This is a genomic window from Actinoplanes lutulentus (assembly GCF_003259845.1).
In the GTDB taxonomy this organism is placed as follows: Bacteria; Actinomycetota; Actinomycetes; order Mycobacteriales; family Micromonosporaceae; genus Actinoplanes; species Actinoplanes lutulentus.
This window is the reverse complement of sequence record NZ_QLMJ01000001.1, coordinates 613,357-638,773: the sequence shown is the minus strand read 5'-3', so window position 1 is coordinate 638,773 and position 25,417 is coordinate 613,357. Positions and strand designations below refer to the sequence as shown.

Annotated in this window: 26 protein-coding genes; 16 read left to right on the top strand and 10 right to left on the bottom strand. The window is 69.7% G+C overall.

What is annotated here, in order from left to right; all coding sequences use genetic code 11:
* Position 1: 1 nt before the first annotated feature.
* The 3 genes from B0I29_RS02670 to B0I29_RS02660 all read right to left on the bottom strand — a co-directional run bounded on the left by B0I29_RS02670 (position 2) and on the right by B0I29_RS02660 (position 3,144).
* The gene (locus tag B0I29_RS02670; protein WP_146616696.1) at positions 2–1,945 is read right to left on the bottom strand and encodes a hypothetical protein; all 1,944 of its coding nucleotides are present in this window, start codon (positions 1,943–1,945) and stop codon (positions 2–4) included.
* Positions 1,946–2,039: 94 nt separating this feature from the next.
* Positions 2,040–2,393, bottom strand: coding sequence for a nuclear transport factor 2 family protein (locus B0I29_RS02665; RefSeq protein WP_111647163.1), 354 nt, complete (start codon positions 2,391–2,393; stop codon positions 2,040–2,042).
* A gap of 13 nt (positions 2,394–2,406) precedes the next feature.
* Positions 2,407–3,144 carry an SDR family NAD(P)-dependent oxidoreductase gene (locus B0I29_RS02660; protein WP_111647162.1) on the bottom strand — a complete coding sequence of 246 codons (738 nt, stop codon included), beginning with the start codon at positions 3,142–3,144 and terminating at the stop codon, positions 2,407–2,409.
* Between the two features lie 108 nt (positions 3,145–3,252).
* On the opposite strand from B0I29_RS02660, the gene B0I29_RS02655 reads away from it, so the two are divergent.
* Entirely contained in the window at positions 3,253–3,837 is a 585-nt protein-coding gene (locus B0I29_RS02655; RefSeq protein ID WP_111647161.1) for a TetR/AcrR family transcriptional regulator, read from the top strand.
* An 86-nt stretch (positions 3,838–3,923) separates the two neighbouring features.
* Here the strand turns inward: B0I29_RS02655 and B0I29_RS02650 are convergent, their stop codons facing one another.
* The 3 genes from B0I29_RS02650 to B0I29_RS02640 form a co-directional block, all read right to left on the bottom strand.
* Positions 3,924–4,886, bottom strand: coding sequence for a hypothetical protein (locus B0I29_RS02650; protein ID WP_111647160.1), 963 nt, complete (start codon positions 4,884–4,886; stop codon positions 3,924–3,926).
* 3 nt (positions 4,887–4,889) lie between these two features.
* Positions 4,890–5,480 (bottom strand): DinB family protein, encoded by a 591-nt coding sequence (locus B0I29_RS02645; protein WP_111647354.1) that lies wholly within the window; start codon positions 5,478–5,480, stop codon positions 4,890–4,892.
* A 261-nt stretch (positions 5,481–5,741) separates the two neighbouring features.
* Positions 5,742–6,200 (bottom strand): Lrp/AsnC family transcriptional regulator, encoded by a 459-nt coding sequence (locus B0I29_RS02640; RefSeq protein ID WP_111647159.1) that lies wholly within the window; start codon positions 6,198–6,200, stop codon positions 5,742–5,744.
* A gap of 80 nt (positions 6,201–6,280) precedes the next feature.
* Here B0I29_RS02640 and B0I29_RS02635 point away from each other — a divergent pair, with 80 nt between their 5' ends.
* Positions 6,281–7,390, top strand: a complete 1,110-nt coding sequence (locus B0I29_RS02635) for a Glu/Leu/Phe/Val dehydrogenase dimerization domain-containing protein (RefSeq protein ID WP_111647158.1) — start codon at positions 6,281–6,283, stop codon at positions 7,388–7,390.
* Here the strand turns inward: B0I29_RS02635 and B0I29_RS02630 are convergent.
* Positions 7,375–7,707: a gamma-glutamylcyclotransferase family protein gene (locus B0I29_RS02630; protein ID WP_111647157.1), complete on the bottom strand. Its 333-nt coding sequence runs from the start codon at positions 7,705–7,707 to the stop codon at positions 7,375–7,377. The genes B0I29_RS02635 and B0I29_RS02630 overlap by 16 nt on opposite strands.
* Positions 7,708–7,712: 5 nt before the next feature.
* Positions 7,713–8,078, bottom strand: a complete 366-nt coding sequence (locus B0I29_RS02625; protein WP_111647156.1) for a hypothetical protein — start codon at positions 8,076–8,078, stop codon at positions 7,713–7,715.
* A 44-nt stretch (positions 8,079–8,122) separates the two neighbouring features.
* On the opposite strand from B0I29_RS02625, the gene B0I29_RS02620 reads away from it, so the two are divergent.
* Positions 8,123–8,773, top strand: a complete 651-nt coding sequence (locus B0I29_RS02620) for an HAD family hydrolase (RefSeq protein ID WP_111647155.1) — start codon at positions 8,123–8,125, stop codon at positions 8,771–8,773.
* A gap of 18 nt (positions 8,774–8,791) precedes the next feature.
* Here B0I29_RS02620 and B0I29_RS02615 read toward each other — a convergent pair whose 3' ends face one another.
* Together B0I29_RS02615 and B0I29_RS02610 are read right to left on the bottom strand one after the other, a co-directional pair.
* Positions 8,792–9,415: a hypothetical protein gene (locus B0I29_RS02615; protein ID WP_146616695.1), complete on the bottom strand. Its 624-nt coding sequence runs from the start codon at positions 9,413–9,415 to the stop codon at positions 8,792–8,794.
* Positions 9,416–9,484: 69 nt separating this feature from the next.
* On the bottom strand, positions 9,485–10,174 hold the full coding sequence (locus B0I29_RS02610) for a hypothetical protein (RefSeq protein WP_111647153.1): 690 nt from the start codon (positions 10,172–10,174) through the stop codon (positions 9,485–9,487).
* A 370-nt stretch (positions 10,175–10,544) separates the two neighbouring features.
* On the opposite strand from B0I29_RS02610, the gene B0I29_RS02605 reads away from it, so the two are divergent.
* The 13 genes from B0I29_RS02605 (at position 10,545) to B0I29_RS02545 (ending at position 25,404) form a co-directional block, all read left to right on the top strand.
* The gene (locus B0I29_RS02605; RefSeq protein ID WP_111647152.1) at positions 10,545–10,796 is read left to right on the top strand and encodes a hypothetical protein; all 252 of its coding nucleotides are present in this window, start codon (positions 10,545–10,547) and stop codon (positions 10,794–10,796) included.
* Positions 10,793–11,782 (top strand): phosphate ABC transporter permease subunit PstC, encoded by a 990-nt coding sequence (gene pstC, locus B0I29_RS02600; protein ID WP_111647151.1) that lies wholly within the window; start codon positions 10,793–10,795, stop codon positions 11,780–11,782. The genes B0I29_RS02605 and pstC overlap by 4 nt, the downstream gene beginning before the upstream one ends.
* Positions 11,782–12,984: a phosphate ABC transporter permease PstA gene (gene pstA, locus B0I29_RS02595; RefSeq protein WP_111647353.1), complete on the top strand. Its 1,203-nt coding sequence runs from the start codon at positions 11,782–11,784 to the stop codon at positions 12,982–12,984. The genes pstC and pstA overlap by 1 nt, the downstream gene beginning before the upstream one ends.
* Positions 12,981–14,714 (top strand): phosphate ABC transporter substrate-binding protein PstS, encoded by a 1,734-nt coding sequence (gene pstS, locus B0I29_RS02590; protein WP_111647150.1) that lies wholly within the window; start codon positions 12,981–12,983, stop codon positions 14,712–14,714. Before pstA ends, pstS begins: the two co-directional genes overlap by 4 nt.
* Positions 14,711–17,233, top strand: coding sequence for a hypothetical protein (locus tag B0I29_RS02585; RefSeq protein ID WP_146616694.1), 2,523 nt, complete (start codon positions 14,711–14,713; stop codon positions 17,231–17,233). The genes pstS and B0I29_RS02585 overlap by 4 nt, the downstream gene beginning before the upstream one ends.
* 122 nt (positions 17,234–17,355) lie before the next feature.
* The gene (locus B0I29_RS02580; RefSeq protein ID WP_111647148.1) at positions 17,356–18,333 is read left to right on the top strand and encodes a hypothetical protein; all 978 of its coding nucleotides are present in this window, start codon (positions 17,356–17,358) and stop codon (positions 18,331–18,333) included.
* Between the two features lie 21 nt (positions 18,334–18,354).
* Positions 18,355–19,914, top strand: a complete 1,560-nt coding sequence (locus B0I29_RS02575) for an Ig-like domain repeat protein (protein WP_220091263.1) — start codon at positions 18,355–18,357, stop codon at positions 19,912–19,914.
* Positions 19,915–19,975: 61 nt separating this feature from the next.
* Positions 19,976–20,959, top strand: coding sequence for a COG1361 family protein (locus B0I29_RS02570; RefSeq protein ID WP_220091262.1), 984 nt, complete (start codon positions 19,976–19,978; stop codon positions 20,957–20,959).
* Positions 20,946–21,470 (top strand): hypothetical protein, encoded by a 525-nt coding sequence (locus tag B0I29_RS02565; protein WP_111647146.1) that lies wholly within the window; start codon positions 20,946–20,948, stop codon positions 21,468–21,470. The genes B0I29_RS02570 and B0I29_RS02565 overlap by 14 nt, the downstream gene beginning before the upstream one ends.
* A 20-nt stretch (positions 21,471–21,490) precedes the next feature.
* Positions 21,491–22,291 (top strand): hypothetical protein, encoded by an 801-nt coding sequence (locus B0I29_RS02560; RefSeq protein WP_111647145.1) that lies wholly within the window; start codon positions 21,491–21,493, stop codon positions 22,289–22,291.
* Entirely contained in the window at positions 22,288–23,214 is a 927-nt protein-coding gene (locus tag B0I29_RS02555) for a sortase (RefSeq protein WP_181557656.1), read from the top strand. The genes B0I29_RS02560 and B0I29_RS02555 overlap by 4 nt, the downstream gene beginning before the upstream one ends.
* A gap of 15 nt (positions 23,215–23,229) precedes the next feature.
* Positions 23,230–24,045 carry a phosphate ABC transporter ATP-binding protein gene (locus tag B0I29_RS02550; protein WP_181557655.1) on the top strand — a complete coding sequence of 272 codons (816 nt, stop codon included), beginning with the start codon at positions 23,230–23,232 and terminating at the stop codon, positions 24,043–24,045.
* A gap of 57 nt (positions 24,046–24,102) precedes the next feature.
* Positions 24,103–25,404: an alpha/beta hydrolase gene (locus tag B0I29_RS02545; RefSeq protein WP_111647142.1), complete on the top strand. Its 1,302-nt coding sequence runs from the start codon at positions 24,103–24,105 to the stop codon at positions 25,402–25,404.
* Positions 25,405–25,417: the final 13 nt, after the last annotated feature.

The following is a 25,417-nucleotide window of genomic DNA, read 5'->3' as shown; positions in this document are numbered from 1 at the left end:
GTCAGATCGCCCAGCGCGGCTTCTCCGTCACAATCTTGCGGCAGTCCGCCAGCAACTTCTCGTCCTCGTTGACCTCGTCAAACCCCTGCCCGAGATTGCTCAGATTGTGCCGTAGCGGAATCGCCAGCTCAGCCTTGGCGAACCGGCTGCCGTACGCCAGCATCCCGGTCTCCACCCACAGCCGCGCGATCCGAGGCCGCAGATACGGCGAAGCCTCCCAGACCGACCCCAGCTTCCGTGCACTGCTCGGATTTCCGGTGATCCGCCACAGTGCACCAGCGGCGGCCGCCGTCACATCACCTCGCGTCGACCGGCTTTTGACCAGGCGATTCAGCACGCCCGCCCGGCCCAGCGCCCGCGAGTTCAGCTCGGCAAGACCATCGATGGCCGCGACCGCATGTGGCGACCCCACGAGGTAGCGGTCATAAACGGTCGCCGCGGCCTCCGCATCCCCGGCCACGAACCAGATCGCCCGAGCCGCCGTCAGCGCGAGAGCCGGCTCCTCGCTGCTCAGCAGTGTGCGAATCTCCGCGGCCCGCGACAGCGACGCCCGGCCGGTCGATGTCAGCCGGCCCAAACCGGTCACGTCCAGCGGCTCGGCCACCAGATAGTCCGCCGCCTCCTGCGGAACCGCGGCGATCAGCGCGTCCAGCAACCCGGCCCGATAGATCTCGGTCGACCAGTCCTGCTTCACACTTCGCAGCACCCGGCGCAGCGTGCGGCCCAGCCCACGAGCCCGAACCCCGTACCCGGCGATGTATCGGTGCAGGTCACGCGTGTGCGGGGCGTCATCCAGCAGCCGCTCCAGAATCGGCAGCACCCGTGGATCACCCAGCCGGGCCAGCACGTCCAACGCGGGGATCAACTCACCCTGGTGGATGTACGGCTTAGCGCCCGACAACGTCTCCCACACCGCGTCAGCGGCCGGCCGAGCCACCTCGCCGATACCCTGCAACAGCCGCAACGCCGCCGCCCTGACCTGCGCGTCCTTGTCGAACAGCAGGTCAGCGGCCCGGTCGACGAGCTGCCCGTACGGCCCACGTAGACGCTGGACCAGCGACCGCGCCTCGTGCAGCGCGTCCTGCCGGGCATCCCACGCGTCCATGTCCAGCATCTCGTGCAGAAGCTCCAGATGCGCGGTCACGTCGTCGCGATAACCGGCCCGCACCGCGCCGACCACCTGGTGATAGCCGGGCGTCCACTGCCGGGTCGCCATCCGCGCGCCGGCCAGCAGCGGCCCGGCGATGTCCCCGACCGGTTCGGGTTCGCGGTTGAGACCTTCGCGGTACGCCGCCAGCAGCGTCTCCCGGGCGCGGCCGGTGTCGAACGGCGGCGGGTTGTACAGCGCCATCATCTCGGTGAGAGCACTGATGCGTACGCGTAAATCGTCATCAGTGTCAGCGACCGACGCCAGCCACACCTTGGTCAGCTCGTACCCGCCGCCGACCGCGCCGGTGATCACGCTGGTCCGCAGCAGCATGAGCCGCACCCCCGGATCCGGCTCCTCGGCGAACCGCTCCCACAGATCCCCGGTCGGGTTGGTGATCAGGCGATAGACGGCGCGGACCGTGTAAGCGGCCGCCTCCCGTACCACCGGATCCTCATCCACCAGCAGATCGGACAAACCGCCCCGCTCGGCGAGGAGTCGTTTTGCGCTCAGGGTGCGCCCGGCCATCTGCCAGGTCCGGTCGGCGCCCGCCAGGTCACCGACCAGGCGCAGGATTTCGCCGCGCAACGGCTGTGCCGGATCGGTGACCAGGTCGAGCAGGAACGGCAGCGCCGAGACCACCCAGTGGCGCACGTCCTCCCCGTCGGGGGCGAGACGATAAAGATCACGCAGGGTGGCGGGGTCACCGCCGGCCAGGCCGGAGAGCAGACGGGGTACGGCTGACCCCTGCTCCAGCGAGGACCAGTCGATGTCGTGCAACCCTGCGAGCGCGGCCATGCCGTAGATCATGGTGGCCAGGGGTGTTCGGTTTCAATTCCCGTAACGGGTTGGTGTCGATCACCCGCCGGTGTTATGCCACGAAGATCGTCTGTTATGCCACGAAGATCGTCACAAGCTCGGCGATCCGGCCGTCACGAACCGTGATGATGTCGATGCCGCGCACCGCCGGTTCGCCCGCCGGGCCGAACGTCCAGGCGAGCGCCCCACGGTCCGGTCCGGCGTACCGATGTCCGTCCTCGGCGAAGACGAAGTTCGCCGGAACCTTCTCCAGCAGCCCGCGTGCCTTCTCCTCCAGGGCGTCCCAGCCCCGGACGGTCTCCTCCGGGTCGATGAACGCGACGTCCTCGGCATAGATCCGCTCGATCGCGGCTCGCCGGGTGGCGGCATCCCGGTTGCCGAAGACGTCGGTCAGGTTGGCGGCCAGCAGTTCGATCACAGTGCTCATACCCTTGATGATCTCAGACCTGGCTCGCGCCGCCGTCGACGTAGATCTCCGCGCCGGTCATGTAACTGCTGGAGTCCGACGCCAGGAAGAGCACCGCGTCGGCGATCTCCTCGGGCCGGCCCAGCCGCTGCATCGGCACGCCTGCGGCCAGGCCTTTCAGCAGCGCCTCGGCGGCGGACGGATCTCCCGCGAGGCCGCTCAGGCCGGGCGTCTCGATCGGTCCGGGCGCGATGCTGTTGACCCGGATGCCACGGCCCACCAGCTCGGCCGCCCAGCTGCGGGTGAACGAGCGCAGCGCCGCCTTCGTGGCCGCGTAGACGCTGAACGACGCCGCACCCTTCGTGTCGATGTTGGAGCTGGTCAGGATGACCGACGCACCAGGCTTGAGCAGCGGCAACGCCTTCTGCACGGTGAACAGTGTGCCGCCGACGTTCGTGTTGAACGTCGACGCGTAGTGCTCCCACGTGACGTCCGGCAGCGCCCCGAACTCGCCACCGCCGGCGTTGGCGAACACGATGTCGAGCTGCTCGATCCCCGCGAACAGGCGGTCGAGATCGTCCAGGTTTGCCACGTCCGCGCGTACCCCGGTCGCGTTGTCGCCGATCGAGGCGACCGCCTCGTCCAGCGCCTCTTGCCGCCGCCCGGTGATCACGACTTTCGCTCCCTCAGCGGCGAGCCGGCGCGCTGCCGCGAGCCCGATTCCCGAGGTCGCGCCGGTGATCAGAGCGGTCTTGCCATCCAGCTGTCCCATGATCGTTCCCTCTCAAAGCTGTTCTGTACCGCTCGGTACTGAATCAACGTAGCACTTCTGTACCGATCGGTTAGAATGAGCTGCGTCACGTGAGAAGAGAGGGCGAAAATGGCTGAGCGAGGCAGGCCCCGGGGGTTCGATGCGGACGCGGCACTCGACCGCGCCATCGAAGTCTTCTGGCGCCACGGCTACGAGGGCGCGTCCCTCGCCGACCTCACCACGGCCATGGGCATCAATCGCCCGAGCATGTATGCCGCATTCGGCAACAAAGAGGACCTCTTCCGGCGCGCGGTGGCCCGTTACGCCGAGGCCGACATGGCCTACGCCCGCGAAGCGCTCGCCCAGCCCACCGCCCGCGCCGTCATCGAGACGTTCCTGCGCACCAACGCCGACGCCCTCACCCGCCCGGACCGCCCCGCCGGCTGCCTCTCCGTGCAGGGCGGCCTGGCCGGCGGCAGCGACAACGGCCACATCGCCCAATTCCTCGCCGACAGCCGCGCCGCCGGCGAAAAAGCCCTGGCCGACCGCCTGTCCCAAGCCGCAACCGAAGGCGACCTGCCCAGCGACGCCGACCCGGTCGCCCTGGCCCGCTACGTCATGGTCGTCAGCGAAGGCAACGCCGTCCACGCCGCCGCAGGCGCAACCCGCGCAGCCCTCCAGGCCACCGTCAACATAGCCCTAAAAGCCATTTAGTACGCGTAACCGCAAGGCTCTCAAGAGTCCACCGCGACCCCAGCGACCCTCAAGGCCGCAGCGCGCCTGGCGCTACACATGCCCGCTCACCGCTGCACGGCATCACCGGGCGGAAAGAGGGCCCGCAACGCAGGCGCGACAGCGGCGACCAGGTCAGCGTCCTCCCCGCCGTGCACAGCCAGATTCACCGCACCCATCACCACCTCAGCACCCCGAGCCACAGCCACCGCCGCCACCAGAACAGCCCGCGCCACATCAACCGGCGGCACGTCAGCCGGCGGCACGTCAGCCGGCGGTGCGGAGCGTGGCGCCTCCGCCAGTAGCTGGCGGACCAGGACTCCCTCGCCCCATGAAGCCTCCGCTTCGACCGGAAGCCGTCCCAGCCAGGTCAGCAGCGCCGTCGCCCGGTCTGCGGGCGACGGCATCACCTCGGCGAGCAGGTGCCGCATATCGTCGATCCGATCGGCCGGCAGCTCACCGGCCTGCTCACCGGTGACGGTCAGCAGCGCCGGCCACAGGACGCCGGGAACCCGCCGCTCGCTGAGGTATGAGCGCCCCCGCTTGCCTGCGGGCCGGAACTGCGGGCGCTGCCCGCGCAGGTCCAGCAGATTCGCCAACGGTCCGTGGAAGGACGCCAGCCGATGCGGGACGCCGATCTCGGCGAGCAGCAGCTGCAGCCCGGCGGGATCGCTGACCACCAGGTCGTCACGGAACCTGCTCCGCTCCCAGCTGACCGTGTCATAACCGTGAACGCTCCCACTACCGATGATCCCGCCCGCACTGTCCCGCAGAACGATCGTCAGCCCACCGTGACACCGGCAGATGTCCCCGGTGAACCGGCCAGCCGTGGTCAGCCCGCGCAGCGCCGAGAACTCCTGCCGTGCCGAGAACTCCTGCGGTGCCGAGAACTCCTGCGGTGCTGAGGGCCTCTGCGCCTCGGCCAGCACCGCACGGCCGTCGATCGGTCCGCGGTCCTCTCCGCCGTCGACGACCTGAACTGACTCCGCCCGGTCCCAGGCCGCGCCGAGCCACGCCGCGGTGTCGTTCACCGATCAGTCCTTGCTGAACTGGCGGGCGGCGGCTTCCAGGCGGTCGTGGTAACCGGACCACCACTGCTGGTCCTCGTCGGGCAGGTTGCTGTTGGTCTGACGGACCCCGGCCGCGCCGTCGATGAGCTCACGGACGAGGTCGGCGTGACCGGCGTGCCGGTGCGTCTCGGCGGTGACGTGCACCAGGATGCGATGCAGCGAGACCACCTGCCGTTCCTCCGGCCACCACGCGACCCGGCCCCGGGCGTCCAGGTCGAGCGCCTCGATCGTCGCGTCAGAGTGAGCCCACACCCGGCGGTGGAGCGCGATGATGTCGTCACGCTTCTCCTCCGGCGTGGCCCACATGTCAGCGTTCGGCTCGGCGTCCTCGTCCATCCACGGCATGGGCTCGTGCAGCGGCCGCCCGAACGTCTCCCCGAAGTAGCCACCCTCAACACCAGCACAGTGCTTCACGAGCCCGAGCAAATTGGTGCCGGTAGGCACAAGGGGCCGGCGAACGTCATAGTCCGACAGGCCCTCCAGCTTCCACACCAGGGTGTCCCGGCCCTCCTGCAGGTATTGCCGAAGGTCCCCTTTGGGATCGAACGAAGTCATGCCGTGCAGCATGCCACCACCCCCCGACACTCCACCTCGAACAACCCCACCGCCCCCTCACGACCTGCGATCTTGTGAGGTTCGGCCATCCGATCAACCGCAAACGCACGAGTTTCCGGGAGATCCGCCCGGCAACGGCGGCGCCTCGACCAGGAACGCCTGCCCACCTTGGCGGTCATCGGCGAGGACTGGCCGCGGCACGCCGAGCGCGACGTATACCGTCAAGGCCTGGACGCCCTGGTCGGCGGCCTGCTGGCCCGGTCAGGGATCCAGCGGCTCGATGACCTGCTTGTGGGCGTGCTGGTAGATCACCGAGGAGCGGAATCCGACGATCTCCCGCCGCCCGCTGAACTTGTCCATCACGAACGAGTGCAGCGCGTCCACGCTCGGCACCGCCACGTGCACCTGGAAGTCGTCGCCGCCGGTCAGGACGATCACCGACAGGACTTCGGGCAGGCTCATCGCGTACGTCTTGAAGTTCTCGATGATCGTCCTGCTCAGTGGCCTGACCTGGACGTGCAGCAGCGCCTGGACGCCGCGGTTGAGCGCCGCGAGGCTGATCTCCGCGTGATAGCCGGTGATCACCCCGCGCTCGCGCAGCGACCGCACCCGCTCCAGGCAGGTGGACGGCGCGATCCCGACCGCACGGGCCAGCTCGCGGTTGGTCTGCCGCGCATCGACCTGCAAAAGCTCCACGATCGCCGCATCAAGTTCGTCCACGACCGGAATCTAACGCCTTTCTCCGAACGACGTTCGCCAGAAGCCGATCATGCCCGGACAGATGTCTACCGTCCGGAGGCATGGAGCACGAGAACATCGTCATCAGGCGCGGCACCCGGTCCGGCCTCCCGATCATCGTCGCGGTGCACTCCACCGCTCTTGGACAGGCCATCGGTGGCTGCCGGATCGCGCACTACCCGCACTGGCGCGACGGACTCACCGACGCGCTGCGCCTCTCCGTCGCCATGTCCGACAAGGCCGCCCTCGCCGGGCTGCCCAACGGCGGCGGCAAGACCGTCGTAGCGCTGCCACCTGGGCATGTCCTCGACCCGGCCGAACGTCGCGACCTGCTGCACGACGTCGGCGATGTGATCGCTTCCCTCGATGGCGCTTATGCGACCGGCCCGGACGTCGGCACCGGCCCGGACGACATGGTCACCATCGCGGAGCGCACTCCGTACGCGTTCTGCCGCCCGGTCTCCGCGGGCGGCAGTGGCGACTCGTCGGTGCACACCGCCGCCGGCGTCCTCGCCGCCCTGCGAGCCGTCTGCGCGGAGCGGTTCGGCTCGCCTGAGCTGGGCGGCCGCAGTTTCGCCGTGCTGGGCCTCGGCCGCGTCGGCACTCATGTGCTGCGCCTGCTGGCCCAAGAAAAAACAGCCCACGAAAAAGCCGCCCAATTAAGAACAGCCCACGAAAAAACAGCCAAGAGAAAAGCCATTCTGTACGCCGCCGACGTCGACGAGAGCCGCCGCGTCCACGCGGAGAACGCCACCTGGGTGACCCCGCAGGAATGCCTCACCGCCGACGTCGACGTGCTGATCCCGTCCGCACTCGGCGGCCTGCTCACCCCGTCCACCGTGCCGCACCTGCGCTGCGCCGCGATCGCCGGCCCCGCCAACAACCAGCTCGACGAACCCGCCACCGCCGATCTGCTGCGGGACCGCGGCATCCTCTGGGCGCCGGACCTCGTCGTCAGCGCCGGCGGCATCATCCACGCCACAGCGGTCGAGCTGCACCACGAGACGTCCGAGCAGGCCGGCGCGCGCGTCGAAGCCATCGCCGGCACGCTCACCGAGATCCTGCGGACCACCGGCTCGACACCGCTGGAGGCCGCCCGAACAAAAGCCCAGGCCGTCCGAGAAAAAGCCCGGCGAGAAACCCACCGGCGTAGAGATCAGCGCGCGGCGTAGACCCAGGCCGTGCCGCCGGACGCCAGCGGCGCCTCAACACGCCGGTAGTCGTCCACTTCGTAGTCGTCCGCCGCCCGCAACTCGTCGTCGGTGAGCTCCAGGACCGCACCGGCCACCTCGTCACCTGGATGTCCGGTAGCGATCAGGATCGGGTGGTGGGTGCGCCCGCTCACCGCGAGCACGTGCGGGTCGGTGATCTCCACCTGCTCCAACCGGAAACCGAGGATCCGATCATCACGCCCGGCCAGCAGCCGACCGAAATTGATCTGCTGGACGTTCGGGTCGCGGAGCGTTCCGTAGGAGAACAGGAGCGGCATGGCTTCTAGCCTAATGGCCGTCCGTGCTGTTCAATCTCGGTCGCCCACTGCTGGGCGAGGGCGTCTGCCGCAGCCCGGCCCCGCACCCAGCGCCACTGGAGATTCTCGTCATCGCCGTCCAGCTCGCGGGCCACGACCGGCCAATTGTCGGTGATCGCGCGGTATGGCCAGACGACCGCTGTCGCCAGCAGGATCGCGATCCCGATCACCAGAACGACAGCCAGGTAGAGCATGGTGAGGACGAAGCCGATATCGCCGTCCGCGAAGTTCAAAGACCCCCACGTGTCCTTACTCGGCATCCCCGCCAGCCTGCGCCGGCCCACCCGCCACCGCACCCAGTTCCCGGACCCGGCCCGCGTCTGCACGATCACGTCCTGAGTGTGATCGACCCGTGCCAGTGCAGCATGCTGGGCGGATGACGCGTGGAGTGGTGTTCTTCGATGTGGACGGAACGCTCGTCCCGGGGATCAGTAGCGGACAGCACCTCGCCGACCGCCTCGGCCACGCCGATCTCTGCCGCGAGGCCGAAGCCGGGTACGACGACGGCACCCTCACCAACCAGGAAGCCTCTGTCATCGACGCCCGCGGCTGGGCTACCTGGACCCCGTCCGACGTGCGCGGATTCCTCGCCTCGCTGCCACTGGTCGACGGCATCCCCGAAACGCTCGCCTGGTGCCGCGCCCACGACCTGCTCCCGGTCGTCACCACGCTCGCCTGGGACCCGGTCGGCGCCTACCTCTGTGACCGATTCGGATTCGCCCGCTCCTGCGGCCCGGTCCTGGAGATCATCAACGGCGCCTACACCGGCGAGGTAGCCGCCCACCTGGACGAATACGGCAAACGAGACTTCGCACTGAGCGTCGCCACCGAACTGAACATCGAGCCAAGCCACTGCGCCGCCATCGGCGACAGCCGCTCTGACCTGCCCCTTTTCGGCGCCGCAGGCCTGGCGATCGCGTTCAACGGCGACCCGGCAGCCCGAGCGGCAGCCCACACCGGCGTCACCGGCACCGACCTGCGAGCCGTAATCCCCCTGCTGGACACCTGGCAAGACCGATTCCGCTGAGCGCCATCAGCGGAAAAACTACTTCGCCGCTACCTTCATGACCATCGTCGGCGCGTTCCGGGCGTGCTCAGCGGTCCATCGCGCCGCCACCTTGAAAACGTCCACATCCATCACCTCGACGCCGGCGGAGTGCTGGTAGGCGTGCTTCTCCGCCTTCTTCACCAGGCGGATCACGTCGGAGACCGAGCCGGGGTGCTCGCGGCAGATCCGCACGGCGACCCGGAACTGGCGGTCGGTGACCGGGATCAGGTACTCGCGCATGCCGGCCTGCCACGCCTTCGGGTGCACGATGTAACCGCCGGGCAGGTTGCCGGGGCCGCCGATCGGGTCGAGCACCGACAGCTTGTTGACGTGTGTCGGGGTGCCGGCCATCGCCATGTATCCGAGGCCGCCGAGAGCGACAGCGACCACGATCGCGACGGCGAGCAGCGGGCTGCCGGTGCCGGCGGCGAGGATCACGCCGAGTACCAGCAGGATCATCCCGCCGGCGACCATGATCGGGCTGCCGCCGGCGCTGTTCGTGTTCGCACCGCGGTACGCGTCATCGATGCACTTGTCCATCACGCTGTTGAGCAGCTCGTCCTGGGGCTGCCAGCGATCGTCGCGCATCGGCACGAGGCGTGCTGAAGGCTCGTAATTCATCGGGTGGATTCCTTTCCGTCCGCAACGAGCCCATGAATCGGCCGCACGGCGGACGGGTGAAGGAAAGTCCTAGGCGAGAAGTGATTCGCGCATCTGTTTGCCCGGGTTCCACTGCCCGACGAACCGGCTGATCGCCGGGTCGAGCACGTCGACGCTGGCGTTGGAGCGCATCTGCTCGCGGACCGGCGGCGGCAGCGGGGGCGGGTCGCCCATCTCGTTGCGCAGGACGGTGGCCGTGGTGATCAGCCCGGCGGCCAGTTCGGCGCCGTGCACGTCGACGAGCACCCGGCCGTACTGCCAGCCGGCCACGGTCAGGTCGAGCAGCTCGAAGACGTGGGCGAGCACCGGTTCGGGGTCGGTTACGCGTACCGTCTGGCGCGCTTGTGCGCCCACGGCCGTGACCGCCGCGCTGACCTGGATGTACGGGTGCAGGGGCTGGCCGAACAGTGGCGAGCGCAGTCGCTTTCCGGCGGTCTTCCACAGCGTGCGGTAATTGGTGCGATCCGCGACGAGTCCCAGGTCGGCGGCCTGGACCACCACCGAGGAGTGGGCGCCTTCGGCGAACTCGCGCAGGATCTCGCCGGCCACCAGGACACCGTCGTCGCCGTCGAGCAGCCCACGTATTTCCGCTGCCTGATCCGCGTAGCGGGTGGTCAGGTGGGTGCCGAATCGTTGCTGAACGTCCTGCATCAATTGCCGTTGCAGGGCGGGATCGTGCTGGACGCGCCGCTTTCGCAACCCGAGCCGGAGAAACCGCATGTCGCCTCGCCTCACCGCTTGCCGAACGCAGCAAATGCTAGTCGAGGTCCGTCAGGTCGTTGTGGATCAGGGCCTGATGTCGCGGATCGGCGGTTCTGCCCTAAAGATCAACTAGCCGGAAGTCGCACGTTAACGGCCCTTTCCGCGATCTCGGACGCCTGCGCTGCGTCTGCTGTTAACCGTCTGTGTATCGACTGTGTACGGAGGCACACAACCGTGTGCAATCGCACGCGCGGCGTGTGTCTCCACCATCAGACGAGGCGGAACTGTGGCTGCGGCACGTTTCGGATTTCTCCGTAGTCGATCGAGCGACTTTGTCAGCTGGCGACTGCTCACCACCAACAATCGGGACCTGGGCCGAGCGCCCGCGATGTTCCCCGACATCGACGCCTGCCGGGCTGCCGCCCGCTGGGCGCAGCAGCACGCCGCCGAGCTGAGCGTCACGATCGTGCGCTCCGGCGCCACCGCCTGGCGCTGGCGGATGGAGGCCGGCGGCGCCGTCGTCGCGGTCGCCAGCCGCGATTACCAGCGCCGCATCCAGGCCGCTCAGGCCGCCGCGGTGGTGCTCGGCCTGCTGGCCGGCGCCGAACTCGGCGAAATGCCGGTCCGGGTCCGGATATGACCACCGTCATCATCGAGCAGCGCCGCAGGCTGCGGCCTTCCGGCGGCCCGGACCGTGTCTACCGTGTCGTGCTGCGGCTGGCCGGCGCCGGCGTCCTCCTTCTGATGACGCTGGTCGGCGCGTTCCTGTTCGACAAGGCCGCCGACGCGCTCGGCATCGCCGGCTGGTCGTTCCTGACCACCGAGAAGTGGGAGCCCGACTCCGGCAACTTCGGCATCGCCGCGGTGCTCACCGGCACCGTCCTGATCGCCGGCGTCGCGATCGGCATCGCGGTGCCGCTGGCCATCGGCATGGCCCTCTACGTGTCCGAATATGCCCCGCGCGGCCTCCGCCCGGCCCTGATCGGCCTCGTCGACCTGATGGCCGCGGTGCCCAGCGTCGTCTACGGCCTCTGGGGGTTCGCCTTCCTGCAAGGACACGTCATCGGCCTGGCGCGCTGGCTCGCCACGTACCTGTCCTGGATCCCCTTCTTCAAGGTCACCGGCTCGGATCCGCGCGACCCGCTCGCGACCGAAACCGTCTACACCTCGTCGACCTTCATCGCCGGCATGGTCGTCGCCATGATGATCGCCCCGGTGATCTGCTCGATCATGCGCGAGGCGTTCTCGCAGGCGCCGATCGGTGAGCGTGAGGGCGCCTTCGCGCTCGGCGCCACCCGCTGGGGCATGATCCGCTCGGTGGTCCTGCCGTTCGGCCGCGGCGGCATGATCGGCGGCACCATGCTCGGCCTCGGCCGCGCTCTCGGCGAGACCATCGCCGTCTACCTGATCATCTCGCCGGTCTTCTCGATCCAGCCGCACATCCTGCAGAACGGCGCCAACTCGGTCTCCGCGCTGATCGCGCTGCGTTACGGCGAGGCCGGCCCGGTCGCGCTCTCCGCCCTGATGGCCGCCGGTGTGGCCCTGTTCCTGATGACCCTGGTCGTCAACTTCGGCGCCGGGATCATCGTGGCCCGCAGCCGCTCCGGCGCCGAGAGCGAGGCGTGATGACTCTGCTGTCCGATAGAGATCAAGATCAACTTCAAGATCAAGCGCCTGAGGTACGCCGGAACACCGCGACCCTCCGGTCCGAGGACGTCCTCACGGCGATCGGCGCCGCCGTGGCAGCCGTCTGCCTGACCGCCCTGATCTTCTACTGGATCGCCCCGTTCTCCGGCGCCCTCGGCTTCGTCGTCGTCGCGTTCGTGGCATTCCTGGCCCTGTACGCCGTCCTGCTCTGGCTCGACGGCGACGGCCCCTCGGTCCGCGACCGGCTGGTCTCCGCGATCGTGCACGGCCTGGCCGCCCTGCTGCTGGTCGCGCTGGTCTTCGTCGTCAGCTTCACGCTGATCAAGGGCTTCAGCGCGCTGGTGCACCCGAACTTCTTCACCGAGGACCTGAGCGTCACCGGCCCGCTCGCCCCGCTGACCGAGGGCGGCGGACTGCACGCCCTGGTCGGCACCCTGGAGCAGATCGGCCTGGCACTGCTCATCACGATCCCGGTCGGCCTGCTCTGCGCGCTGTTCCTCTCCGAGCTGCGCGGGCCGTTCCCCCGGCTGGTGCGTACCGTCGTCGAGGCGATGACCGCCCTGCCGTCGATCGTCGCCGGGCTGTTCATCTACGCCACCGTCCTGCTGATCTTCGGCTTCGAGCCGTCCGGCTTCGCCGCCTCCCTGGCGATCAGCGTGATGATGCTGCCGATCATGATCCGGGCCGCCGATGTGGTGCTCCGGCTCGTGCCCGGCCACCTCAAGGAGGCGTCGTTCGCGCTCGGCGCCAGCCGGTGGCGGACCGCCTGGACCGTGGTGCTGCCCACCGCCCGGCCCGGTCTGGCCACCGCGATCATCCTGGCCACCGCCCGTGGCATCGGTGAGACCTCGCCGGTGCTGCTCACGGCCGGGTACACCAAGGCGCTCAACACCGACGCATTCCACGATCCGCAGGTCTCCCTGCCGCTCGCCACCTTCATGTTGATCAAGTCGCCGGAACCGAACGTGGTGGCCCGCGGTTACGGCACCGCCGCCCTGCTGATGGTCCTGGTCCTGCTGCTGTTCGTGATCGCCCGCCTGGTCGGCGGCCGCGGACCGCAGGAGCTGACCCCGCGACAGCGCCGGGCCCGGGCCCGCGCGTCGGCCCGGGACTTCGCCCGCTTCCAGCGCAGGGAAGCTTCCGCACCAGTGACGACTCCGGCAGGAGAAGAGATCCCGTGAAAACCCTGTTGAGAGCCGTCTGCTCGGCGGCGACGGTGCTGGCGGTCCTCGCCGTCACCGCGCTGCCGGCATCCGCGGCCTACGTGCCGATCACCGGCTCCGGCTCCACCTGGAGTCAGAACGCCATCGAGCAGTGGACATCAAACGTCGAGCAGTACGGCATGCGCATCAACTACTCCGGCGGCGGCTCCACCTTCGGGCGCAACCAGTTCGCCAGTGGCCTGACCGACTTCGGGGTCTCGGAGATCCCGTACGGCAAGGACGACGGCGCCGCCAGTGAGGCCCGGCCGAAGTTCCCGTTCGCGTACATGCCGATCGTGGCCGGTGGCACCGCGTTCATGTACAACCTGGAGATCGGCGGCCGGAAGGTCACCAACCTGCGGCTGTCCGGCGACACGGTCGCGAAGATCTTCACGAACGTCATCACCAACTGGAGCGACCCGGCGATCAAGGCCGACAACCCGGGCCTCACGCTGCCGGCCCGCAAGATCGTCCCGGTGGTCCGCTCGGACGGCTCCGGCACCACGGCGCAGCTCACCACCTGGATGAGCAGCCAGCACGCGAGCGTGTGGAACGCGTACTGCGCGAAGGCCGGCCGGTCCAACCCGTGCGGCGTGACCAGCATCTACCCGCTGTTGCAGGGCAGTGCCATGACCGCGCAGTCCGGCTCGCAGAACGTCGCCGGTTACGTGGCCCAGCCCTCCAGCGTCGGCGCGATCACGTACGTCGAGTACTCGTACGCCCGGAACCTGAAATTCCCGGTCGCGAAGATCCGCAACGCGAAGGACTTCTACGTCGAGCCGACGTATCAGTCGGTCGCGGTGGCCCTGATGGCCGCGAAGATCAACACGGACAAGAGCTCGCCGGACTATCTCACCCAGGATCTGCAGCCGGTTTACACGTACAACGACGCGCGTACCTATCCGCTGTCGAGCTACAGCTACATGCTGATCCCGGTTGACGAGGAGAACGCCCGGTTCAAGAAGAGCAAGGGCAAGACCCTCGGCGACTTCTCCTACTACTTCCTCTGCGAGGGCCAGCAGCAGGCCGACGACCTCGGGTACTCGCCGTTGCCGATCAACCTGGTCAAGGCCGGCCTCGACCAGGTCAAACGGATCCCCGGGGTGGACAGCCAGGCCGTCGACATCACGAAGTGCAACAACCCGACGTTCTCGTCCGACGGCACCAACACGCTCGCGAAGAAGGCTCCGTACCCGCCGGCCTGTGACAAGGCCGGCAGCACCCAGTGCGGCACCGGCACCGGCGGCGCGCCTCAGGACACCCCGACCACCGGCGGCGGAGGCAACACCGGCGGAGGCGGGAGCAACAACGGCGGCGGATCGACCGGCGGTGGCGGTTCCACCGGCGGTGGTGGGACGACAGGTGGCACCCCGGCCACCGGCGCGACCAGCGGATCCCCGACCGGCGGTACGGGAACAGGCACCGGAACCGGCACTCCGGCCGGCGGCGCGGCGCCGGTGGTCGACCCGGACACCGGCCAGGTCATCTCCGGTGGCGGAACCGGCGCCGGCGGCGGCAGCGGCCAGCTCGTCGGCGACAACAGCGCCCTGGCCGTGCCGGTGACGGTCGGCGTTCAACTCGACCCCACCCTCAAGACGGTCCTCATCGGCCTGGCCTGCGCCCTGCTCGTCGGCCTCACCGTCGGCCCGCCGCTGATCGCCCGCCGATTCAGCGGCGGAGACCGGTTCGGCAACGGTGATCGTCGATGACACCACGACGCATCAGCTCCGCCGTGCTGGCGACTGCTCTGGCCGTACTCTCGGGTCTGGTTTTTCTGCAGGACACCCGCCCGGCCGCGGCCGCGGGATCCGCGGTGACCGTCGCCGGAGCCGGCGATTACGCCGACCTCAAGGTCACCGTCGCGCAGACCACCAACCTGATCAACCAGGTCGTCAACGTCACCTGGACCGGTGGCAAGCCCACCGCCGACAGCGCCGTGCACACCGACTACCTGCAGATCATGCAGTGCTGGGGCGACGCCGCGACCGGGCCGGCCCGCGAGCAGTGCCAGTTCGGCACGCTCTACACCGACGCCCGCGGCGGCTCCTGGACCGGATCACGGCAGGTCACCTACGCGCCGTACTGCTCGCCCGAGGCCGAGAAGGCCAAGACCTGCCCGGCCGGCCTGCGCGACCCGCTCGAAACGATCACGATGCCGGACACCGGCAACCCGCAGTATGTCCCGTTCACCGCGTTCGACGGCACCACCATCGAGGGCAAGCCAGGCAACGAGTACTTCGACGCCACCACCACGAACGAGATCCCGTACGGCCGGACCGGTGGTGACGGCGCCGGCGAGGAGTTCTTCGAGGTGCAGACCCTCGCCGAGGCGCCCGGCCTGGGCTGCGGCGCGCTGCTGACCGACGGCACCGGCCGCCCCTGCTGGCTGGTCGTCGTCCCGCGCGGCGCCACCGAGGTGGACGGCAGCACCGGCGACGCCAAACCGCACCGCTGGCTCGACTCGTCACCGCTGAGCGCCACCAACTGGGCGCACCGCATCGTCGTACCCCTGAAGTTCCAGCCGATCGGCCGGGCCTGCCCGCTCGGCAGCGCCGAGCGCCGCACCGTGGGCGCCGAGGCGATCAGCGAGGCGATCCTGCGCTGGCAGCCCGCACTCTGTGCCGGCAGCGGCAGCACCCGCGTCTTCGGTTTCTCGCAGACCACCGACGAGCTGGCTCGCGACCGGCTCGCCGCCACCGACCCGGGCCTCGTCTTCGTCAACCGCCCGGCCACCCCGGATCCGGCCAGACCCGAGGTGTACGCGCCGGTCGCCGTCTCCGGGCTGACCATCGCGATGAACATCGACTGGCAGTCCGGCCTCGGCGCGAGCGCGGAGCAGCAGCTCAAGGAGGGCAAACGGCTGCCCGACCTGAAACTGACGCCACGCCTGGTCGCCAAGCTGCTGACACAGACCTATCCGGCCGGCGCCGACGCGAAGCACACCCCGGTGGCGGAGAACCCGTTCGGGCTCAGCTACGACGAGGAGTTCCGCGAGCTGAACCCGGACTGGATCCCCGACGACAAGGACAACGCCGCAAGCGGCAACCAGCTGCCGCTCTCCTTCGGCGACGCGCTGGTCGGCGTCGGGCAGACCGACATGGCCACCCAGCTCTGGGAGTGGATCCTCACCGACGCCGAGGCGAAAGCCTTCCTGACCGGCACGCCCGACAAGTGGGGTACCAAGGTCAACCCGGTCTACTCGGCGCTGAAGTGGCCGCAGACCACCTTCCCGAAGAGCGATCTGTACTGCACCAAGCTCGCCAGCGACGCCGGGCAACTGCTCGACTGGTGCACGCTCGACATGCACCCGTACGCCAACAACATGCACGACGCGGCCCGCTCGGCCAGCCGCGGTGACACCCTGGTCCGCAACGCCACCGCCCGGGACAACGTCGGCGCGGTGATCGGCTGGAAGAAGGGCGCGCCGCAGTCTCCGGGCAAGCGGTCCGTGCTCGCCGTCACCGACGTCGCGACCGCCGAGCGGTACGGCCTGCCGATGGTGAAGCTGCGCAACGCGGCCGGCGAGTTCGTCGCACCCACCACGGCCGGCCTGCTCGCCGGGGTGTCCGCGATGACCGAGTCGGCGACAGTGGAGGGCGTCCTGGCACCGAACCCGGCGGCCACCGACGCCGCCGCGTACCCGCTCACCTCGGTCCTCTATGCCGGAACGGTCCCGTCCGCGATCACCGAAGCGGCCGGCAAGGACTATGCCGACCTGCTGCGATATGCCGCCGGCAACGGGCAGACCCCCGGCGTCGAGCCGGGCACCCTGCCGTTCGGATATGCGCCGCTGCCCGACAGCCTGCGCGCGAAAACCCGTGAGGTGGCGGCGACCCTCGACAGGACGGCCGGTGTGCCGCTGCCGTCCGCATCCCCGACACCGTCGCGGACCACCGCGACGACCCCCAGGCCGGCCACCACCACCACAACCAGCGCGGGCATCGTGTCCACGACGTCGCCGGCCACCGTGACATCGCCGGCCCCGACGACTGCCGCTGCCACCACTCCGGCAGCCGGCTCCCGGCCGGTCGCCGCGGTGCCCACCCCGAAACCGGCTGGTCACGGCTCTGCCGTCCCGGTCGCCGAAACCCGGATCACCCCTGCCAGCCCGCTCGGCAACCTGCGGTACGGCCTGGTCGCCGCGATCGTCGTCGGCGCGGTGGCCGCCCTGGCGGGACCGATCCTGCTCAGGATCTCCCGATCTCGCAGCGCGAGAACCGGGCGATGAGAAACGTCCGTGGCCAGGAGCGGTCACTCCTGGCCACGGCTGGGTGCTGCGGTAACGAGCCGCCGCACCTCGGCGGCCGGACGCCAGTCCGGCCGGCAATCGCAGAGAAAAGGATAGCCGCAGTGCGAAACAAACGGATCCTGGCAGCAGTCGGGGCCGGGTTGGTCGCGGCGCTTGTCGTGGCCGGCTCGCCGGCTCAGGCCGACCCCGCGGGCACGCCCACCTACCGTCAGCTCGCCGGCGTCGGCTCGGACACCACCGAGGGCGTCATGAACGGGCTGTCCGACGTCGTCCTCGGCACCGACGGCAGCAAGCTGATCGGCTCCTACGACGCGTTCGGTTCTGCCACCATCACGCCGAAGGAAGGCTGCACCATCAACCGGCCCGCCGGTTCCGGTGCCGGTGTGACCGCCCTGGTCGCGTCGATCGACGCGAACAACGGCTGCCTCGACTTCGCGCGCTCCTCCAGCAACAACGCCTCTTCGTACGCGGGTAAGAACCTCACCTACGTACCGTTCGCCGTCGACGCGGTCACCTACGCGGTCCGTTCGGACAGCTCGATCTCCCGCAAGCTGACCAAGGCGAACCTGACCACCATCTACAACTGCGCGGCCGGCGCCAACTACAAGCCGCTGCTGCCGCAGTACGGCTCGGGCACCCGCAGCTTCTTCCTCAAGTCGCTGGGCTTCACCGACGCCGCGAACTTCACCAGCACCGCCGGCCACACCTGCATCGGCGAGACCGACTCCACCGGCAAGGCGCTGCAGGAGAACAACGGCACGCTGCTGAGCGACGCCAAGCAGGTGGCGCCGTACTCGATCGCGATGTACCTGGCGCAGACCACCAACGTGGTCGCCGACGTGCATGGCAAGACCGTGCTCGGCCAGCTCGACGGCATCGCGCCGACCATCCTGAACACCGCCTCCACCATGTCGCGCGACGTCTACAACGTGGTGCCGACCGGCAAGCTCACCACCGCGCCGTACGCCGAGGTCTTCGTCGGCCCGACGTCGAAGGTCTGCACCAACGCCAACACGGTCAAGAAGTACGGCTTCGCGCCGCACAACTCGTGTGGCGACACCTCCCTGCGGACCCCGTAACCAGAAGGCGAGACAGATCCCATGAAGATCAAGACCTACGCCGCCGGTGCCGCGCTGGCCGCTACCGCCGCGGTCGTCATCTGCTCACCGGCCGCCCAGGCCGCCGTCCCGGACGGCACCTGGACCGCTGACTCGGCGACCGGTTCCGACCTGGTCGCGCCGAAGGTCGTCACCTCGGCCGGATGCGCCGCCGAGTCGAACGCCTACCTGGCCAAGCTGTACGGCCCGAACGGCTTCCAGGACGGCTTCATCATCACCCCGACCCAGGACCCGAACTTCTCCACCACCGCGGGGTTCCCGGTCCAGCTCGGCCTGAGCTTCGTCGACGCCGCGGCCGAGATCGGCACCACGCTCGTGGCGGGCAAGTACGACCTGGTCGTCAGCTGCGTGGACAACTTCTCCCTGGAGGTGTTCTCCACCTTCAGCGGTTCGTTCTGGTTCACCTCGCCCACCGCGTGGCAGACCGCCGACCCGAACCAGTCCGAGTCGTCGACCACCAGCCTGACGGTCAGCCCGTCCGGCACGGTCACCGCCGGCACCCCGGTCACCCTCAAGGCGACCGTCGCGCCGGCCACCGCGACCGGCACCGTCCAGTTCAAGGACGGCGCGGCCAACCTCGGTGACGCGGTCGCTGTGAACGGCGGCGTCGCCGAGCTGACCACCGCGGCCCTGGCCGCCGGTGACCACCCGATCACCGCGGTGTTCAGCAGCACCAAGGCCGGCGTCAGCGGCTCCACCTCGACGGCCGCCACCGTCAAGGTCGAGGCCGCCGAGGCGCAGACCACCACGACTGCCCTGGTCGTCAACCCGCAGGGTTCGGCCGAGCAATACAAGGACGTCACCCTGACCGCCACGGTCAGCCCGTCCACCGCGGCCGGCAAGATCCAGTTCACCGACGGTGGCAAGAACATCGGCGCCCCGGTGACCGTCGCTGGTGGCTCGGCCACCTTCACCACGAGCAGCCTCGACGCGGGCGACCACTCGCTGACCGCCCGCTTCGTGCCTGCCAGCGCCGCACAGTACGCCGGCTCCGAGTCGGCAAACGTGTCCCTGACGGTCACCCCGTTCAAGGGCGCGAGCGGCTCGCAGACCATCTCCACCACCGTGGAGAGCGGCGCGCTCACGATCAGCGTCGAGAACAACAACCCGGTCGTGCTGCCCACCCCGCAGCTCGCCACCGACGCCTCCAAGCTCACCACCGGCGGCACCCTCAACGCCCTGACCGTCACCGACCTGCGGGCCGGCAACTTCGGCTGGAACGTCTCCGGCCAGGTCTCCGACTTCAGCGACGGCTCCAGCCACGGCATCAACGCCGCGAACCTCGGCTGGTCGCCGAAGGTTCTCGACAAGTCGCCGTCGCAGTCCGTCACCGCGGGCGCCAAGGTCGACCCGGCCGACGCGATCGCGCCCGGCGCGTCCGCGCCGTCCGGCCGTGGCCTCGCCAGCAGCCGGACCCTCGCCACCGCCGGTGCCGGCGCGGGCGTGGGCACGGCTCACGTGAACGCCGACGTCTCGCTGCAGGTCCCGACCACGACCGTGGCCGGCACCTACACCGCGACCCTCACCATCACCGCCATCTGATGTTCCGCGGGGCGGCCTCCGGGCTGCCCCGCACCCCACTTCTTCGCTAGGACGGTTTCCCATGCGGCGTGCGGCTTCGGCAGTGCTCGGCATCCTCATCGGACTGGGTATGGTCGCCCCGGCCGCAGCAGCGCCCAGCAGCGGCAACGGCCGGGCCACCTTCGGCGTCCGGCCCACCGGCAAGGACGCCCCCGACGACCGGCCCACCTTCTCCTACGCGGCCACCCCCGGCGGTGTCTTCCAGGATCAGGTGGAGATCTCCAACGCCGGCACCGCACCGATCCGGCTCAAGGTGTACGCCAGCGACGCCTTCACCACCCCGACCGGCGGTTTCGACGTGCTCGCCGCCGGTGGCAGGTCCGACGATGCCGGCTCCTGGCTGAAGATCTCGCGCGGCTCGGTCGACGTGCCCGCTCGTGGCCGCGTCGTCGTCCCGTTCACCCTCACCGTTCCGGCGACCGCCACCCCCGGCGACCACAGCGCCGGCATCGTCGCGTCGCTCGCCACCACGCAGAAGGACGCCAAGGGCAACCAGGTCGCCGTCGACCAGCGTGTCGGCACCCGCGTCTACCTGCGGATCAGCGGCGCTCTCGAACCACGGCTCACGGTCGAGAAGCTGACCGCGACGTACCACCCGAACGGCAACCCGCTGCGCTCCGGCCGCACGACCCTGACCTACCGGGTACGCAACACCGGCAACGTCCGTCTCGGCGCCGGCCAAGAGGTCACGGTTCGCACGCTGTGGGGTGGTGAACGCAAAGCCACCGGCGTCGCCGACGTCCCGGAGATCCTGCCCGGCGACGAGGTGACCATCACCGCCGAGATCAACGGCGCGCTGCCCGCCGTCTGGCTGACCGGCGCCGTGCACGCCGACCCGCTGCCCCAGGCCGGCGACCAGAAGCTGGCGCTCAGCGCGGTCACCCGGGAACGCGGCTTCTGGGCCGTCCCGTGGATCCTGCTCGGCATCGTGGCCGGGCTCGCCCTGCTGATCACCGGCGGCCTCTACCTGCGGCGCCGCCGCCGGACCGGGCATGTTGCTGGCTGAGCTGGCCCTGGCCGGAACCCTCGTTTTCACTCCGGCGGCCAGCATCGACACCGCGGCGATCGTGATGACGACGTCGGCCGGTTGTCCCGCGCCCGCCGACAGCTTCCATGCCGTCGCGCGCGGGCACGGGTTCCCCGCCGACGGGCAGATCGTCACCGCGCCGACGGCGGCCGGGATGTCGCGGACCAGCGGCTTCGACGTCTACTTCGCCCAGACGATGAAGGACTTCGCGGCCGACAACCACACCACGCTGACCGGCCGTTACGACGTCTCGGTGTTCTGCACCGACGGCTTCACCGGCGAGGTGTTCGCCGAGTTCACCGGCGCGCTCACCTTCACCAGCCCGACCGCATTCGTCAGCGGCGCCGCTGATGTTCCGCAGCCTGCAGAAAAGACCCCTGCAGAAAAGACCCCTGCTGGGAAGAACCCCACCGGCTGGATCGCCGCCGGCATCGCCACCGTCCTGCTCTCCTTCGAGGCCGGGCGCCGCTTCGGACGCCGACGTCCGTGACCTCCTGGAAGGGAACCCGCATGCTCCGCACCGCCCGCGCCCGGCTCGGCTCGGCCGCGCTCATCCTCGGCGCCGCCACCATGACGGCCGGCCTGGCGCTGCCGGCCAGCGCCGCCGAGACGCCCGGGACCCTCACCTTCGACCGTGCCACCGGTACCGACGTGGAGGCCCCCGAGGTCCGTACCTCGGGACCCTGCCCGGCCACCAGCAACCGGTACAACGCGTACCTGACCGGCCCGGGCGCGTTCGCCGAGGGCTCGGTGATCACCGCGACTCAGGACGTCGGCTTCTCCACCACCGACGCCTTCGACGTCCAGCTGGAGAGCAGTTTCAAGGACGCCGCCACCGACCTGGGCACCACCATCGTCGCCGGCGACTACCTGATCACCGTCTACTGCGTCGACGACTTCTCGCTCGAAAGGTTCGCCAGCTTCACCGGCGGCGTCACGTTCACCACGCCGACCACGTTCGTCACCGGCACGACCCCGTCGACGTCCGCGTCACCGTCGGTCTCGGTCTCGGTCAGCGCGAGCGCATCACCGTCCGAGACACCGAGCGAGTCACCCTCAGCCAGCCCGTCCGTGTCGGAGAGCGCGAGCCCGAGCGAGAGTGCGAGCCCCAGCCCGACACCGTCGGTGGATACCGGCACCACCCACAGCCCGGCCGCCACCTTCACCCCGACGCCGGTCGCGGCCACCTTGCCGATCACCGGACCGCCCGCCGGCGGCATCGTGATGGTCGGCCTCATGCTCCTGGCCGGCGGCTTCATGCTCGTCGCGCTCGGCCGCCCCGCCCCGGACACCACCCCATGGCGACGATGACCGCTCCGGTGGCGCCGGCCACGCCGGCGCCACCGTCACCACCCCCGCGGCGCGAGCCGGCCGGTCCGCTTCCCGGTTCCTTTTCGGTACGCGTAACCGGCGCCGCCCTGACCATCCTCGCGGCCGCCCTGCTCGGATTCGCCGCCCAGCTCACAGTCCTCGGGGCACTCAGTCACGACCGCGCGCAGAAGGTCGCCTACGCGAACTTCCGGTCCGAGCTGGCCCTGGCGACCGCACCGATCACGCACGTCGGCGTGGACGGCAACGCGCTCGCCTCGGGAACCGCGATCGCGATCCTGGACATCCCGGCCATCAACGTGAACGAGATCGTCTTCGAGGGCACCGCCGGCAACGTCCTGGCCGACGGACCCGGTCACCGGCGGGACACGGTCCTGCCCGGCCAGGCCGGTGCCAGCGTCCTGATGGGCCGCCGGGCCGCGTACGGCGGACCGTTCGCCCGCATCGCCGAGCTGGCCGGCGGCGACCGGATCACGGTCATCACCGGTCAGGGCGAGCACGTGTACGAGGTGATCGGCGTACGCCGGGCCGGCGAACCCCAGCCGCCCGCACCGGCCGCCGGGGCCGGCCGGCTCACGCTGACGACCGCCGACGGTGGCGCGTACCTGCCCAGCGACGTGCTGCGTGTCGACGCCGACCTGAAGTCCACGGTGCAGCAGACGCCGCCGCTCGCGATCTCGTCGCCGCTGCTGCCGAAACCGGAGCAGGTCATGGCGATCGACCCGATCGCACTGGTCCCGCTCGTGCTCTGGGGTCAGCTGCTGGTCGCGGCGAGCCTCGGTGTCGCGTGGATCCGGCAACGGCTGAGTCCCTGGCACGCGTGGCTGATCGGTCTTCCCGTACTCGGTCTTCTTGGTCTTCTCGTGGCGGGCGAAGCCGCCCGCCTGCTTCCGAACCTGCTCTGACGCCTGGAGATAACGATGACCGAAACAGCCCTCATGCCGCTGCCTGCGGGCTTCGGCGCGCCCGCCCTCGAAGCGCACGCGATCTCCGCCTGGTTCGGCGATCGCAAGGTCCTCGACCGGGTCTCGCTCGCCATGCCCGCGCGCATGGTGACGGCGCTGATCGGCCCCTCCGGCTGCGGCAAGTCCACGTTCCTGCGGATCCTGAACCGGATGCACGAGCTGGTGCCCAGCGCCTCGCTGGCCGGCGAGGTACGCCTCGACGGCGCCGACATCTACGACACCGGCGTGAAGGTCACCGAGGCCCGCCGCCGGATCGGCATGGTGTTCCAGAAGCCGAACCCGTTCCCGGCCATGTCGATCTACGACAACGTGGTCGCCGGCCTGAAGCTCACCGGCACCCGGGTCTCCCGGTCCGGCCGGGACCTGCTCGTCGAGGAGAGCCTCACCCGCGCCGGCCTGTGGAAAGAGGTCCGCGACCGGCTCCGGCAGCCCGGCGGCGCCCTCTCCGGCGGTCAGCAGCAGCGGCTCTGCATCGCCCGCTCGCTCGCGGTCCGGCCCGAGGTGCTGCTGATGGACGAGCCGTGTTCGGCGCTCGACCCGACCTCGACCCGCCGCATCGAGGAGACGATCACCGAGCTGGCCTCCGAGGTCACCATCGTGATCGTCACGCACAACATGCAGCAGGCCGCCCGGGTGTCCCAGCAGTGCGCGTTCTTCCTGGCCGAGCAGGGCACGCCCGGCCACATCGTCGAGGCCGGCGACACGACCCAGATGTTCGGCGCGCCGGTCGACCCGCGGACCGCCGATTACGTGAACGGCCGCTTCGGGTGACGCCGGAGGTTTTTGCACCTAGAGTGCGATAACCACCGTCATCAATCGGGAGGGTCAGTGTTGATACCCCGCCGAAAACTGTTCGCCCTGCTCACCGGTGTCGTCCTCGGCGCCGGTGGCCTGTCCGCTCCAGCCGCCGCGCAGGAAAGCCAGCACTCGCGGGAAAACCCGAGGCCGGTCGTCTTCGTCCACGGCAGCGCCGGCTCCGCCATGCAGTTCCGTACCCAGGCCAAACGCCTCGCCACCAACGGCTACCCGGCCAAATTCATCGAGGCACACGAGTACGACTCGCCGAACGTGGCGACGATCCTGCCGCAGATCTACGCCGGCCTCGACGCGCGCATCGACCGGCTGCTCACCGCGTCCGGCGCCGACCGGGTCGACCTGCTGGCGCACTCGCTGGGCACGTTCGTGATCCAGGGATACCTGAACAGCTCGCCCGCGCGGGCCGCCCGGGTCGCCCACTACGTCAACCTCGACGGGCGTACCGCCACCGCGCTGCCCGGCGGGGTGCCCACCCTGGCGATCTGGGGTGAGGGCGACCCGGCCCGGACCGTCACCGGCGCCACCAACGTCGCGCTCCCGGACCAGTCGCACACCCAGACGGTCTCGTCCGCGGAGACGTTCCGGGCGTTCTACCGGTTCTTCACCGGCCGCGATCCGCGTACCGTGAAAGTCGCGGCCGATCGGCATCCGCAGATCTCCGGCCGGGCCGTCCTGTTCCCGAGCAACGCCGGTGTGGCGGGTGCGACCGTTGAGGCGTACCCACTCAATCCGTTGAACGGGAGCCGCCTGGCGAAGCGACCCGCGCACGTGCGGGCGGTCGGCGCCGACGGCGCCTTCGCGCCGATCCCGATCAACCCCCGGGCACGGTACGAGCTGGCGCTGGTCCGCCCCGGACAGGCCGTGCACCACTTCTACTTCGAGCCGTTCCAGCGCACCGACACCTTCGTACGCCTGCTCACCAGCAATCCGGGCGAAGGCATCGGCGCCCTGGTGGACACCAGCGACCGGCACACGGCCCTGACGTTCCAGCGCCAGAAGGAGTGGTGGGGTGCCGAGGGCGACAGCCTGTACGTGAACGGCCGCAACATCCTGAACGCCGCCAACGCGCCCCGGACCAAGCGGGTGATCGGCGTTTTCGCCTTCGACAACGGCAGCGACGCGGTCACCGATCTGACCGCGCCGCTGCCGGAGTTCTTCGCCATCACCTTCATGACCGGAATCGATTACTACATCCCGGCCGGCCGGACGGTCTCGATCGTCGCGAAGTCCCGCGGCGACGGCTACACCTATCTGCCGGTGCCCGCCTGGAAGTCCAGCGAGCACCGGGTCAGCATCGAGATCGACGACAACTGACCGGCGGCCGCGC